General features: G+C 65.4%; 20 protein-coding genes. 17 read left to right on the forward strand and 3 right to left on the reverse strand.

Features of this window, described 5'->3' with window-relative positions:
- Positions 1-121: 121 nt before the first annotated feature.
- Genes LG373_RS04985 through LG373_RS04995 form a run of 3 tightly spaced genes read right to left on the reverse strand, consistent with a single transcriptional unit; the run spans position 122 to position 1,257 of the window.
- Positions 122-289 carry a hypothetical protein gene (locus LG373_RS04985; protein ID WP_225749188.1) on the reverse strand — a complete coding sequence of 56 codons (168 nt, stop codon included), beginning with the start codon at positions 287-289 and terminating at the stop codon, positions 122-124.
- A gap of 23 nt (positions 290-312) precedes the next feature.
- On the reverse strand, positions 313-855 hold the full coding sequence (locus LG373_RS04990; RefSeq protein WP_225749189.1) for a hypothetical protein: 543 nt from the start codon (positions 853-855) through the stop codon (positions 313-315).
- Positions 856-1,257, reverse strand: coding sequence for a helix-turn-helix domain-containing protein (locus LG373_RS04995; protein ID WP_225749190.1), 402 nt, complete (start codon positions 1,255-1,257; stop codon positions 856-858).
- 128 nt (positions 1,258-1,385) lie between these two features.
- On the opposite strand from LG373_RS04995, the gene LG373_RS05000 reads away from it, so the two are divergent.
- From LG373_RS05000 to LG373_RS05080, 17 genes are all read left to right on the forward strand, one after another.
- Positions 1,386-1,571: a hypothetical protein gene (locus LG373_RS05000; protein WP_225749191.1), complete on the forward strand. Its 186-nt coding sequence runs from the start codon at positions 1,386-1,388 to the stop codon at positions 1,569-1,571.
- Entirely contained in the window at positions 1,572-1,799 is a 228-nt protein-coding gene (locus tag LG373_RS05005) for a helix-turn-helix domain-containing protein (protein ID WP_225749192.1), read from the forward strand.
- Positions 1,800-1,811: 12 nt separating this feature from the next.
- Positions 1,812-2,156 (forward strand): hypothetical protein, encoded by a 345-nt coding sequence (locus tag LG373_RS05010; protein ID WP_225749193.1) that lies wholly within the window; start codon positions 1,812-1,814, stop codon positions 2,154-2,156.
- Positions 2,157-2,244: 88 nt separating this feature from the next.
- Positions 2,245-2,406 (forward strand): hypothetical protein, encoded by a 162-nt coding sequence (locus LG373_RS05015; protein WP_225749021.1) that lies wholly within the window; start codon positions 2,245-2,247, stop codon positions 2,404-2,406.
- 10 nt (positions 2,407-2,416) lie between these two features.
- Positions 2,417-2,791: a hypothetical protein gene (locus LG373_RS05020; RefSeq protein WP_225749194.1), complete on the forward strand. Its 375-nt coding sequence runs from the start codon at positions 2,417-2,419 to the stop codon at positions 2,789-2,791.
- Between the two features lie 74 nt (positions 2,792-2,865).
- Positions 2,866-3,102 carry a hypothetical protein gene (locus LG373_RS05025; RefSeq protein ID WP_225749019.1) on the forward strand — a complete coding sequence of 79 codons (237 nt, stop codon included), beginning with the start codon at positions 2,866-2,868 and terminating at the stop codon, positions 3,100-3,102.
- Positions 3,099-3,251 carry a hypothetical protein gene (locus tag LG373_RS05030; RefSeq protein ID WP_225749018.1) on the forward strand — a complete coding sequence of 51 codons (153 nt, stop codon included), beginning with the start codon at positions 3,099-3,101 and terminating at the stop codon, positions 3,249-3,251. The genes LG373_RS05025 and LG373_RS05030 overlap by 4 nt, the downstream gene beginning before the upstream one ends.
- Positions 3,242-3,625, forward strand: coding sequence for a hypothetical protein (locus LG373_RS05035; RefSeq protein ID WP_225749017.1), 384 nt, complete (start codon positions 3,242-3,244; stop codon positions 3,623-3,625). The genes LG373_RS05030 and LG373_RS05035 overlap by 10 nt, the downstream gene beginning before the upstream one ends.
- Positions 3,622-4,179, forward strand: coding sequence for a hypothetical protein (locus LG373_RS05040; RefSeq protein ID WP_225749016.1), 558 nt, complete (start codon positions 3,622-3,624; stop codon positions 4,177-4,179). The genes LG373_RS05035 and LG373_RS05040 overlap by 4 nt, the downstream gene beginning before the upstream one ends.
- Before the next feature lie 44 nt (positions 4,180-4,223).
- The gene (locus LG373_RS05045; RefSeq protein ID WP_225749015.1) at positions 4,224-5,522 is read left to right on the forward strand and encodes a ParB/RepB/Spo0J family partition protein; all 1,299 of its coding nucleotides are present in this window, start codon (positions 4,224-4,226) and stop codon (positions 5,520-5,522) included.
- Between the two features lies 1 nt (position 5,523).
- Positions 5,524-6,894 carry an AAA family ATPase gene (locus LG373_RS05050; RefSeq protein WP_225749014.1) on the forward strand — a complete coding sequence of 457 codons (1,371 nt, stop codon included), beginning with the start codon at positions 5,524-5,526 and terminating at the stop codon, positions 6,892-6,894.
- On the forward strand, positions 6,895-8,070 hold the full coding sequence (locus LG373_RS05055; RefSeq protein ID WP_225749195.1) for an ATP-binding protein: 1,176 nt from the start codon (positions 6,895-6,897) through the stop codon (positions 8,068-8,070).
- A 14-nt stretch (positions 8,071-8,084) separates the two neighbouring features.
- Positions 8,085-8,609, forward strand: a complete 525-nt coding sequence (locus tag LG373_RS05060; protein ID WP_225749196.1) for a hypothetical protein — start codon at positions 8,085-8,087, stop codon at positions 8,607-8,609.
- 4 nt (positions 8,610-8,613) lie between these two features.
- Positions 8,614-10,263 (forward strand): DEAD/DEAH box helicase, encoded by a 1,650-nt coding sequence (locus LG373_RS05065; protein WP_225749197.1) that lies wholly within the window; start codon positions 8,614-8,616, stop codon positions 10,261-10,263.
- A 12-nt stretch (positions 10,264-10,275) separates the two neighbouring features.
- On the forward strand, positions 10,276-12,510 hold the full coding sequence (locus LG373_RS05070) for an AAA family ATPase (RefSeq protein WP_225749198.1): 2,235 nt from the start codon (positions 10,276-10,278) through the stop codon (positions 12,508-12,510).
- Positions 12,511-12,828: 318 nt separating this feature from the next.
- On the forward strand, positions 12,829-13,050 hold the full coding sequence (locus LG373_RS05075; protein WP_225749199.1) for a hypothetical protein: 222 nt from the start codon (positions 12,829-12,831) through the stop codon (positions 13,048-13,050).
- Entirely contained in the window at positions 13,047-13,313 is a 267-nt protein-coding gene (locus LG373_RS05080; protein ID WP_225749200.1) for a hypothetical protein, read from the forward strand. Before LG373_RS05075 ends, LG373_RS05080 begins: the two co-directional genes overlap by 4 nt.
- Positions 13,314-13,453 lie beyond the last annotated feature (140 nt).

The following is a 13,453-nucleotide window of genomic DNA, read 5'->3' on the forward strand; positions in this document are numbered from 1 at the left end:
TTACCGTTAGGAGAAGCTCCATGAGCATAGACACGCTGTTCAAGATCATCATCGGCTGCTGGATCGTCGTCCTCGCCCTCCTACTGTGCATGCTCGCCATCATGACGGTGGCGCTCTTCTGTTAGAGCTTCTTCTCGATCTTCTTCAGCTCGTCGAGGATCCACGCAAGCGCCAGCACGGTAGATCCGATGCCGAATATGATGAGGCCGGTGGGGAGGCTCGCTCCGAACATAGCGAGCAGCCCCGTAGCAACGAGCACGAACGCCAGGATCTGAAGTATTACGGTCATTCTTGAATCCTTTCAATAGACTACTAACTTGGAATTCTTCCAAGAAGTTCAGCATCTTCGTACCAATCAAAATATGCTTTATCGAGATCTTCTGAAACCTTGCTGTCTTTGTTGATAAGCTTAGAGACGCGAGGAACGACCATCCAGGTATCCCCTATCGAATCGTCAAGACTTATAGTCTTCTCAACCATTCCAACCATTCCCCAGCCCATAAGATGCATCATCCTTGCGTTGCTCTGCTTGTTAACCGTAGATACATCGCCTTCACGATGGAGCCATTCGAGCATCGCCTTTGATTCTCCGGGGAGTGCGAGAATAGCAGAACGCAGTTTTCTTCTCGATATTGCGTTCTGCAACTTCACGACAGATGCTCCGATTGCGATCCCAAGCGCGAGCACGAACGACGCGCACATGACCGAGTCGAACTTGTTCTCCGCGACAAACGGCGCTACCACGTCCCATGATCCGGTGTAAACCGTCACGATGCCCGTCAAAATTGCAAGTACGATACTCCCGACGATCGACCCGAGCGACCACTCGGTCACTTTGTCCTTCGTCACCTTCATCTACATCGCCTTTCTGCCGGGTTCATGTACAGCATGTTCGGCAGCTTCTTTAGACATTCCCGCAGCGTCGCGGGCGGTCTGCAGGATGTTCGCCTTGCGTTGCACCGTGCTCCCCCGGTAGCACCCGACGAGCTCGCGCTCGTAGGCGTCCTCGAGCATCGCCTCGCGCGGATGCGACTCGTACCAGCCCAGCACGTCGTTCGGCGTGCATCCGAGCGCGACCGCGCAGTTCCATACCTGCTCGGCATCCGGTATCGTTTCGCCTCTTTCCCATGCCCCTACAGTCCTAAGCGACACGCCAACCATTGAAGCCAAGTCTGTCTGAGGAATACGAGACTTCTTTCTCAATTCTCTAAGTTTAAGCTCCACTATGCCTCCAGTATTGTGGCGACCTATTGCCATTAATTGTAATTCAGTTCAATAAAATAAGCGAGATATTTCTTAGTTTACTCTTGATTTGTGCGATAATTCGCCTATACTTCAATCATGATAAGCGAGATATTTCCTATTTTGGCGAAAGGAGGCCCCACGTGGACAAGCTCTGGAAAGCGATCCGCCCGACCTGCGCGCTGCAAGTCCGCATCTGTGGGTTCTGGTTCCTGTTCGGCTCGATCGCATTCGCCGCTTTCAACCCGTGGTGGCAGGTCAACGTCTTGCTTGGAATCTTAATCACGGGCATTGGAATCGGCCTCGGAAACTGGGAAGGGGGTGAATGAATGGGATTCGACAAGGATGTGTTCGCCGCGAGGCTGCGGGGCAAGCGAGCCGAGGCGAGCATCAGCCAAGCTGCGCTCGCCAAGAAGGTCGGCGTCTGCGTCGACGCGATCGTGAAGTACGAGAGCGGCAGCTACACGCCCGGCGCGGACAAGGTGTGCCTGCTCTCAGAGGCGCTCGGATGCACGCCCGACTACCTCATGGGATGGGACGAACGCAAGGCGGGATAGAGAGGAAGATCAATGGAACTGTTCGAATTCGCAAGCCAGATCGCGACGCCGGACTACGTCGCGAAAAAGATCGCTTCGTGCGAACTCGCGATCTCAGGGTACCAGATGGCCGTCGCCATCGAGCTGTCGATCGTCGCCGTCTGCGCCGTCGCCGCAGTGGCTGCCTGGCGCAAGTTGAAGCACGGCGGAGAGGACGTTTGGGCCGGGGTTTGCTGGGTTGCGATCACCATCGGCGCAATAGCCGCATTCTCCATGCTTCTCAGCTTGGCTTCAATCGGCTCTGAATACCAGAACCTCGCAGCATGGAGCAACGATCCGGTGACGAAGGTCGCCACGAGAGTGGCCGCCAATCTGTAAGCGCCGGTCGCCGGAGATTCGTGTTTTTTCTCGACATCGTCAAGCTCGCGAAAAGCCGAAAGAAAGCGAAAAGGAGGTGAATGCCCAGATGGAATGGATTACGGATTGGATCCGCCAATGGGACGGACCAAGCGTTGCGATCTTAGTAAGCATCTTTTTTACCTATTCCGAAGCGCTAAAGGCCAACAAGCGCCTTTATCGCATCGAACAGGAGGCCGCCCGAGACGCAAAGTCGAACCGTCAACGATAGGAGGCGAGACATGGCAACGCCTAGGAAGTACCCCACCCTCGCCGAGTTCGAGGAGCTCAAGGAGGCCGTCGCCCGCATCGAGTCGGGGATGGCCGAGAAGCAGCGCCGCGCTTCCGTGCACGTGGACGCGCAGCAGATCGCAGACGCGCTCGGGCTGATGGACGCGTACGGGGACACGGTAGCCGTCGGCGACAAGCTGCTGTCGCTGGCCGACGGGAAGGTCTACACCGTCGACTCCGTGCACATCAGGAGGTCGAGTCCCGGAAGCGTGAACGTCGGAGCCAACCTGGCCGACGAATCGAACGTCATCGTGAATGGAACCAGGCCGATCGCCGTAGACATGCAGCTGATGGGCTACGCGCTGAACAAGAAAGCCACCGCGTAATGCGGTGGCCGGAAAGACAAGCGGGCGGCAATCCCTGCCAGGAACGCCCGCATGACATGAGAGAGGATACCACAATGGAGACCATCGGAGATACCGGTCAGCTCCTCGGGATGGCCCGTTTGGTCGGGCTGCCGGTCAAAGGAGCGTACACCATCAGCGAGATCGCGGCGGCGTCGGGCGTGTCCCCTACGACGCTTCGGCGCGAAGCCAGCCGAGGGCGGTTGAAGACGTTCCTGCCGCCAGGCCGCGAGCGAGGGCAGCTGGTGAAGCCCGAGTGGTTCGACGAATGGTTCGAGGAGGGCGTCAGATGAAGGGATCGTCGTTCAAGGGCCGCGAAAGCGGGCGGCGCGGAGCATACAACGACATGCGAAGCGATCTGCTGTTCGCGTTCGGGTCGTTCGCCGTCACCTACGCCGTCATCGTTCTGGCGGCGCACGGCATGGCCCAGGGATGGTGGTGACCGTGGAGCAGGCGCCCGCGATGAAGGCGGCCCGCGAGGCCGTAGCGTGGGGCAAGGCCCCGTCAAAGGTCGACCCGGCCGTCAACAACTACACGGCGCTGTACCTGGACGTGCTGCGCGTCGTCCGCACGACGGACGCGGGCCAGGCGGTCGTGCACCAGCTCCCCGGCTTGGCCATGGCCCACTGGCCGTGCCTGTCCAGGCTGCTGATCATGGACAATCCCGGCCTGGCCGACCGGATACACCCGCATCTCGACCCGACGCTCGACAGCCAGGCCGGCACGACGTGGCTGCAGCTGCAGTTCGCCGAGGTCACGGGGCGCCGCCCCCTGGTCCGCAGCTGGCGGCACGTGAAAGCGTCCATGCCGCGATGACGCGAAGGGGATCGGCCCAGAGGGCGTGGACCACCGCCGAGATCGACCGGCTGCGCGACATGGCCGGCAGGATCCCCGTGCGCGAGATATGCCGCAACCTCAAGCGCTCGCGCAAATCGGTGGAGCACGCCGCCGCCAGGCTCGGCCTGTCCCTGAGGTGCTGCCGCACGAGGCTCGTATGGTGCGACGAGTGCGCCACGTGGCGCTCCGCCCTCGACAGGGACGGAAGGTGCCGGGTGTGCCGGATGCGCGAGCAGCTGGCAGGGCGCGAGGCGGCGTGCGCCGAGGCGCTGGCGGCCATGACCCCGGAGCAGCGAGCGGTGTACGCCGAGAGCGAGGCGCTGCGCGCGACGCGCCGCTTCGACGCAAGGCCGAGGCCCGCCAAGCGCGAGAGCTGCCCCATGAGCCGCTACGAGAGGGACAAGGCGCAGGCGGAGTACCTGCTCGATCTTGAAAAGTGGGAGTACCGCCGCCTCAAGCTGCCGTACGACGCCGCCAAGACACGACTGCGCCGCATGCGGGAAGTCACGGGAACGAACCCGAGAAAAAAGTGAAACGAGTGGGGGTTTTCAACGAAACCCCTGTTAGGAGGGTGTCAATGGAACTCAGAGAAATCAATGTCGAGGACGTGTACCCCGACGAGAAGAACCCGAGGCAGGACTTCGGCGACATCTCCGCCCTGGCCGAGAGCTGCATGCTCAACGCGGTCAACCCCGGCGAGCCGGTGAACCCCATCGTGGTCGTGCAGGACGGAGGCATCTACCGCATCGTGGACGGCGAGCGCCGCTACAAGGCCATGAAGGCCAACCGCCTCAAGCGCTGCCATGCCGTCGTGTGCGACGGCATGGACGAGGCCAACGCCATGGTGGCCATGGTCGCGACCGACGACAAGCGCCAGCTGACCGAGATCGAGCGAAGCCGCGGCGTCCAGCAGATGCTGCTGCTCGGCGTGGACCCGGAGAAGGTCGAGCGCGCTGGGCGCATGGCCAAGGGCAGCGCCGCGAGGCTGCGGCGCGCCAGGAAGGCCGTCGACGACGCGGGAGACGACATGACGCTCGACCGCATGCTGGCCATAGCCGAGTTCGACGAGGCCGGCGACGAGGACGCGGTCGAGCAGCTTGCCAGCTGCCGGCACGAGGACTGGCGGCGCATCGCCAAGGATCTCCGCGAGAAGGCCGAGAACGAGCGGGCCATGGCGGAGCTGCGCTCCAAGGCCGCGGAGCTCGGCATCGAGCTGCTGGAGAGCGTCGAGGGCATGTCCTACGTGGCGACCTGCCGCACGCCGGACGACCTGGAGACCGCGTGCTCCGACGCCCCAGACGGGGCCGCGTACGTTGCGATCGCGGACCGATGGAACGGCGCGCGCGTCGTCGTCTACGCGCCGGACGAGGCCGAGGACCCCGAGGCGTCGGCGGCCCGCGAGCTCGCCGAGGCGTACGCCAACGCGGCCGAGAAGGCGCTGGACTCCGTCAGCGACTACCTGGTGGCCGCGCTCATGGAGGGGCCGTACCCGGAGAAAACCATGGCGCGCGCCATGGACGAGTTCATGGGCTGCGACGATCAGTGGAGCCGCCGCAGCAAGGCGGCGGAGGCCGTGAACGCATCGGGCTGGGACGGCCCGCGCCGGATCGGAAAGGCCACCTGCATGGCAGGCGTGTCGATTCTGCAGGATTGGCTCTCGTCCGCCCGCAGAGTCAAGGTCGCGATCCCGTACGCGACCGGCGCCGACGAGGGGAATCCCCGCTGGGCCGTCGAGTACGCGAGGGCGTTCCGCGACGCCGTAGCCCTGGCAAGGGCCGACGGCTGGGAGATGCCGCTCTCATGCGCCGACGTCGTCGCCGAGGTGGGCGCATGGCTCGAATCAGCGCCTGAGGAAGAAACCGAAGAGGAGGAATAGAATGGCCGTGAAGATAAACAGCCTGGAAGTCGAGAACGTCAAGCGCGTGAAGGCCGTGGCCCTCGAGCCGTCCGAGGACGGGCTCACCGTCATCGGCGGGCGCAACGGGCAGGGCAAGACCAGCGTGCTCGACGCCATCGCCTGGGCGCTCGGCGGCGACCGCAAGCGGCCGAGCGACGCCAAGCGGGACGGCAGCGCGACCGACCCGCATCTGCGGGTGGAGCTGTCCAACGGCATCGTCGTGGAGCGCCGCGGCAAGTCCGGCTCGCTGAAGGTGACGGACCCGGAGGGCCGCAAGGGCGGGCAGCAGCTGCTCGACTCGTTCGTGGAGTCGCTCGCGCTCGACCTGCCGAAGTTCCTCGCGATGAACGACAAGGACAAGGCCCGCACGCTGCTCGGCATCATCGGCGTGGGCGAGGACCTGGCGTGCCTGGAGCTGGAGGAGCAGACGCTCTACAACCAGCGCACCGGCATCGGGCAGATGCGCGACCAGAAGAAGGGCGCGGCAGCCGACATGCCCATGCACCCCGACGCGCCCGCCGAGCCGGTGAGCGCGATGGAGCTGATCCAGAGCCAGCAGGAGATCCTGGCCAGGAACGGCGAGAACCAGAAGAAGCGGCAGAAGGCGGAGCAGCTGAAAACGGCGTACGACAACGCCACGAACGATGCTCTGCTGATCCAGGAGCAGATCGCCGGCTTGCAGAAAGCCCTCGAAGCGAAGTGCGAGGAGGTCTCCGACCTGCACGCCGACCTCCTGATCGCGAAGAAGACCGCCGAGCAGCTGCAGGACGAGTCCACGGCCGAGATCGAGGAAGAGCTGCAGCAGATCGAGACCGTCAACGCGAAGGTCCGCGACAACCAGCGCCGCCTGGACGCCGAGCGCGAGGCAGAGGAGCTGGACGAGCAGTACGCGGAGATGACCGAGCGCATCGAGTCGGTGCGCCGGGCGAAGATGGACCTCTTGAAAGGCGCCGACCTCCCGCTGCCCGGCCTGGCGGTCGAGAACGGCCTGCTGACCTACCAGGGCCGCAAGTGGGACTGCATGAGCGGCTCCGAGCAGCTGCGGGCCGCAACCGCGATCGTGCGGCGCCTCAAGCCGGAGTGCGGCTTCGTCCTCGTCGACAAGCTGGAGCAGATGGACGCCGAGACCATGCGCGAGTTCGGGGAGTGGGCCGAGGCCGAGGGCCTGCAGGTCATCGCCACCCGCGTCAGCACGGGAGACGAATGCTCCATCGTCATCGAGGACGGCTACGGCGGACAGGCTGCGCATCCCGACGCGGGAAAGGTGCTCAACTGCGGCAATCCCATCGCCCCGAACCATGCCGTGCTCGACGCCGAGGCCGTCGAGACCGAGTCGAAGTGGGTGATGTAGATGGCGCTCAACATCACGCGCGGCATCGTGCCGAAGGCGCAGAAGGTCGTCGTGTACGGGCCCGAAGGCGTAGGCAAGACCCTGTTCGCGTCGAAGTTCCCCGATCCGCTGTTCATCGACACCGAGGGCTCTACCGAGCACTACGACGTGGCCCGCACGGAAGTCCCGCGAAGCTGGCAGATGCTGCTCGACCAAGTGCGCGAGGTCAAGGCAGCGCTCCCCTGCTCGACCCTCGTGATCGACACCGCCGACTGGGCCGAGCAGCTGGCGATCCGCCACGTCTGCGCCGAGAAGAACTGGAAGAGCATAGAGGACGCGAGCTACGGAAAAGGCTACACGTTCGTGGTCGAGGAGTTCGGCAAGCTTCTCAACCTGCTGTCCGACGTCGCGGAGGCGGGCGTCAACGTGGTGCTCACGGCCCACGCTGCGATCCGCAAATTCGACCAGCCCGACGAGGCCGCGAGCTACAACCGCTGGGCGCTCGCGCTCATCGACGCGGCGAAGATGTCGAACGCTGCGAAAACGAAGGAATGGGCGGACGCGGTGCTGTTCGCCAACTACGAGACGATCGTGGAGACGGTCGGCGAGGGCAAGGGCGCGAAGGGCAAGGCCCGCGGCGGCCAGAAGCGCGTGCTGCACACGCAGCACCACGCCTGCTGGGACGCGAAGAACCGCTGGGGCCTGCCGCCGGAGATCCCGCTCGACTACGCGCAGATAGCGGCCTTCGTGCCGGCGGCGGCTCCGAGCCCGACGGCGCAAGCCGCGCCGGCTCCCGCCGCAGCGGTCCCGGCCCCTGCCGTTCCAGCACGGGCTGCTCTGAGCAGCGCGCCGCGCCAGGAACGTCCCGCAGCTCCGAAGCCCGTGCAGAGCGTCACGTTCGCGCAGGACGGCACGGTGGTGAGCGACACGGCGAAGGCGGCTGCCTCCGGCCTCCCCGGCTTCTGGGCACCCGCGCTGCAGCTGATGGAGAAGGACGGAGTGGCCATCGACGACATAGTCGCGAACGCGGTCTACAGGAAGCATTTCACGCCCGACACGCCGCCAAGCCGCTATCCGAAGGACTACGTGGAGGGCGCGATCGTCACCCAGTGGCCGAAAGTAGTGGAAAACGTGCGGAACCTCCGCGAGAAAAACGAACCGGTGCCGTTCGGCGCGCCGGATATGACCAAAGCTTAGGAAAGGACAAGGACATGGCAGACAACGAAAAGGGAGAGGCGTTCGACTGGGACGTCAGGGAAGTGTCGGACGACGGCGGGTTCACGCTGCTGCCCGCCGGGACCTACGCCTTCGAGGTGCTGAAGATCGAGCGCGAGCGGTTCGAGGGATCCGACAAGATGGCGGCCTGCCCGCGGGCCAAGGTGACCCTCAACGTCTGGACCGACCAGGGATGGGTGCCCGTCTCGGACCGTCTGATGCTCAACACCAAGATGGCGTGGAGGATCGCCAGGTTCTTCGAGGGGCTGGGCTTCGAGCGCGACCCGCAGACGGGCAGCGTGCGCATCGACTGGAACGAGGCCGTCGGAAAGCAGGGGTACGTGAAGATCAAGGTCCGCGAGTACGAATCGAAGGGCGAGACGCGCCAGGCCAACGACATCGATGCGTACCTCAAGCCGTCCGAGTGGCTCGTCGACCAGCAGCAGGCCGCGCAGCAGACGAGCATGCCGGTCCCGCCGCAGCCTACCGCGCCGGTTCCGCACTCAACCTACGAGATGTAGCGATATGGAGGCCGTGAATCTCAGGCCGTACCAGGACGAGGCGCGCCGAGCGATCGAGCGCGAATGGGACGAGGGGCGCGCCAAGACGCTCCTCGTCCTCCCCACCGGTTGCGGCAAGACCATCGTGTTCGCGATGGTCGCGAAGGACGTCGTCGACCGGGGAGGCCGCGTGCTCGTGCTCGCCCACCGGGGCGAGCTGCTCGACCAGGCGGCCGACAAGATCGGCAGGGCGACGGGCCTGGGCTGCAGCGTCGAGAAGGCCGACCGCACGTGCCTGGGCGAATGGTTCCGCGTGACCGTCGGCAGCGTCCAGACGCTCATGCGCGAGAAGCGGTTGAAGCGGTTCGATCGCGACTACTTCGACGCCGTCATCGTGGACGAGGCGCACCATGCGCTGTCCGCGAGCTACCAGGCGGTGCTGAACTGGTTCGACGGGGCCGACGTGCTCGGCGTGACCGCCACGCCCGACCGAGGAGATCGCCGGAACCTGGGCGCCTACTTCGATTCGATCGCCTACGAGTACACGCTGCCCCGCGCCATCAAGGACGGGTACCTCTGCCCCATCAAGGCGCAGACGGTGCCGCTGTCCATCGACCTGGCGGCCGTGCGGACGCAGTCGGGCGACTACGCCGCGGGCGACCTCGGGACGGCGCTCGACCCGTACCTGGAGCGCATCGCCGACGAGATGGTGGCGGCGGGCTGCATGGAGCGCAAGACGGTGGTGTTCCTGCCGCTCGTGGCCACGTCCAAGAAGTTCGCGGGCATCCTCGCCGCTAAGGGCCTGCGCGCCATGGAGGTCAACGGCGAGAGCGCGGACCGCGCCGAGACGCTGGCGGCGTTCGACGAGGCGGGGCCGGGAGCGGCGCTGTGCAACTCGATGCTCTTGACCGAGGGATGGGACTGCCCGAGCGTGGACTGCGTGGTTGTCCTGCGCCCGACGAAGGTGCGCTCGCTGTACTGCCAGATGGTCGGGCGCGGCACGCGCCTGAGCCCCGAGACCGGCAAGGACCACCTGCTGCTGCTCGACTTCCTCTGGCACGTCGAGCGCCACGAGCTGTGCCGCCCCGCGCACCTCATCGCGGAGAGCGACGACGTGGCGCAGGCCATGACCGAGCGCTTGGAGCAGGCCGGGTGCCCTGAGGACCTGGAGGCCGTCGAGCGCGAGGCGGCCAAGGACGTCGTGGAGGAGCGCGAGCGCAAGCTCGCCGAGCAGCTGGAGTCGATGCGCAAGCGCAAGCGCAAGCTCGTCGACCCGCTGCAGTTCGAGATGAGCATAGCGTCGGAGGACCTGACAGGCTACGTCCCCCAGTTCGCCTGGGAGATGGCGCCGGCGAGCGACGCCCAGAAGGAGGCGCTCGAGAAGGCGGGCATCTGCCCCGACGAGATCGAGTGCGCCGGCAAGGCGTCGCTGATGATGGACAAGATAGCGAAGCGCAGGGCCGAGGGCCTGGCGACGCCCAGGCAGATCAGGCAGCTGGAGGGGCGCGGGTTCCGCCGCGTCGGCGAATGGACGATGGACCAGGCGTCGGCGCTCATAAGCCGCATAGCCGCCAACGGGTGGCGCACGCCGGCGAGCATCGATCCCGCCACGTACGAGCCGGGGCGGGCCGCGCAGGGCGCCGTCCACGTCCCGACGCTGCAGCTCGGCGCGTAAAGAGGAGGGAAGATGGCCGAAGGATACGATCTGGCGGAGTGCCTGGGCGCGATAGACCCCGCCGCGTGCAGCTACGAGGAGTGGCTGCGCGCCGGCATGGCCCTGCACGCCGAGGGGATGCCGCTCGCGCTCTGGGACGAATGGAGCCGCCGCGACGTTGCCCGCTACAAGGACGGCGAGTGCGAGAGGAAATGGAGGGGGTTCGGGCGCTGCGGCTCGAGCGACGTGAAGGGCGGAACCATCGTGCAGATGGCGCGCGACGCGGGCTGGTCGCCCGCCTGGGACATGGGAGAGGCCATCGGCTGGGACGTGTCCGAGCTTCCGGCGTCGTCCGCGCCCGGCCGCATCGTCGACCCGACGTGGGTCGAGAGCGCCGACCTCGTCGAGCCCGGCGCGGACTGGAGCGGGTCGGCGGACCTCGTGCACTACCTGGAAGCGCTGTTCGACCCCGGCGAGGTAGTCGGCTACGTGGTTGAGGCGTGGGACGACGAGGGCGCGTGGAAGCCGTCTAACAAGGGCCCGCACACCGAGACCGCCGGCGAGATAATCGAGCGCGTCAAGAAGCACGGCGAGGACATGGCGTCGTCTCTCGGATGGAACAACGCCGAGGCGGGCGCGTGGATCCGCTTCAACCCGCTCGACGGCAAGGGCGTGCGCAACGAGAACGTGGCGGAGTTCCGCTACGCCCTCGTGGAGAGCGACGACATGGCCGTCGGGCGGCAGCTGGCCATCATGAGGGAGCTGGAGCTGCCGGCGGCGGCCATCGTGCACAGCGGCGGCAAGAGCGTGCACGCCATCGTGCGGGTTGACGCCGCGAACTACGACGAGTACCGAAAGCGCGTCGACCTGCTGTACGCCACGTGCCGGGAGAACGGGCTGAAGGTCGACGTTCAGAACAAGAACCCGAGCCGCCTGTCCAGGATGCCCGGCGTGACCCGATCGGGCCGCAAGCAGTGGCTCGTGGCCACCGACGCCGGCAAGGCGTCATGGGCCGAGTGGCGCGAGTGGATCGACGAGCAGAACGACGACCTGCCCGATCCGGAGAGCCTGGCGGACTGCTGGGACGCGCTGCCGGAGCTGTCCCCTCCCCTGATCGAGGGCGTGCTGCGCCAGGGCCACAAGATGATGCTGGGCGGGCCGTCCAAGGCCGGCAAGTCCTTCGCGCTCATCGAGCTGTGCGTGGCCATAGCCGAGGGCGTGCCCTGGCTCGGCTTCGGCTGCGCCCAGGGGCGGGTGCTCTACGTCAACCTGGAGCTTGACCGCGCGAGCTGCCTGCACCGCTTCAAGGACGTCTACGGGGCCATGGGCGTCGAGCCGGCGAACCTGGCAAGCATCGACGTCTGGAATCTGCGCGGCAAGTCCAAGCCCATGGACCAGCTGGCGCCTTCGCTGATCCGGCGCGCCCTCAAGACGCGGCCCATCGCCGTTGTGATCGACCCGATCTACAAGGTCATCACCGGAGACGAGAACTCGGCCGACCAGATGGCCGCGTTCTGCAACCAGTTCGACCGCGTGGCCACGGAGCTGGGATGCGCCGTCGTGTACTGCCACCACCATTCGAAGGGCAGCCAGGGATCCAAGCGATCCATGGACCGCGTGAGCGGCTCGGGCGTGTTCGCCCGCGACCCGGACGCGCTCCTGGACATGATCGAGCTTGAGCAGACCGACGCGCTCAGGCAGCAGCAGGAGGACGCCGCCGTGTGCGCCGCGCTGGAGCGGGCCATGGCCGAGCTCGGCCCCGACGGATGGCGGGACGTGATCGGCGACGACGACCGCCTTTCGGCCAAGCGGTTCCTGGAGGGCGCCCGCGCCCTGCTCTCGCGAGCCGGCGAGCGCGCCGCGCTGGACGCCGTCGTGGCCGCGAGAGCCGCCGCCAAGGCCCGCACGGCATGGCGCATCGAGGGCACGCTGCGCGAGTTCCCGCGCTTCGAGCCGCTCAACCTGTGGTTCGACTACCCGGTGCACCGCCCCGACGCGACGGGGGCCCTGTCGGACGTCGACCCCGAGGGCGAGGCCCCCTCCTGGAAGCGTAATTTCTGCAAGAAAAAGACGCCGGAAGATCGATCGAAAGAGCGCAAGGCAGCGCTCGACGAAGCCTACGACATGTGCAACACAGGCGGCAAGATAATGCTCCAGGACGTAGCAGATTGCATGGGAGTATCGGACAAAACGATCCGCAGGCGCGTCAAGGAGCACGGCGGATACTGGGTGGACGAGGGAGAGATAGGGCGCAAGGGCAATGATTGAGCAAGGGACAAAATCGGCGGGACAACAGTCCCTGTCCCTGTCCGAAATGGACGCGTATCGTCGAGTTTGTCTGTCCGTCAAAAATGGACAAAGTCGAGAAAGCTTCGAGTTTGTCCATAGCAGGGACAAACTCGGCAAAAACCGACTTTGACCCGAGGGACAGACAAAGCTTACTACTTCGTAGTTAAAAACAGTGTCCCTGTCCCCAGGGCCAGAGGGTACGGAAAGCCGGGCTGGGCTGCGCCCGGCGTTTACCGTCCCCTGTTTCTGGCCAACATCAAAACCAAGCAGCTAAACGATAGAAAGAAGGCATCAATTATGAAAGCAAGACGGTTGGACAAGAGGCTGGACGCGGCGAAGCGCATGCCCGCACTCCATCACACGCTGCCGGGCAGAGAATTCGACGCGAAGTCGAGCGAGGTGCTGCAGTGGCTCGCATCGCAGCCGGAGCTGATGTTGTACCTGTTCGACAAGGCCAGCGGCAACGGCCTCATAGAATACGACGCCGCAACCGGCACGTGGAAGGGGGCCTCGTCATGAGCTGGCCCGAGTACGAGACCATCGACACCTGTCCGTACGGCAGCGCCGTGGAAGCCGAGCGCGCGGGATTCTCGGCCTGCGAGGTCTGCGCGATACCGGACTACGCATGCGTCAAGATCGACGAGTACGAGTACGCCAGGCGCCACTGCCGGGATGGCTGCACCCACCCTGAACAGTGGCTGTACGGGTGCTGGTGCTGCGAGGAGCGCTACGACGCATACGACATGGTCGTGCCGTGCAAGCGGGAGGCGGTGAGCGAATGATCGAGTTCTTCGAGCCGATGGTGCCGCCGACCGCGACGCACAACGACCTCGTGGCCGTCTCCGATTCGCGCGGAAAGGCGCGTCTCGTCAAATCTGCGGCCCTGAAAGCGGCGGAGGCGAAGTGGGAGGCGCATCTTGCC

This window comes from Paraeggerthella sp. Marseille-Q4926 (assembly GCF_916618935.1).
Lineage (GTDB): Bacteria > Actinomycetota > Coriobacteriia > Coriobacteriales > Eggerthellaceae > Paraeggerthella > Paraeggerthella hominis.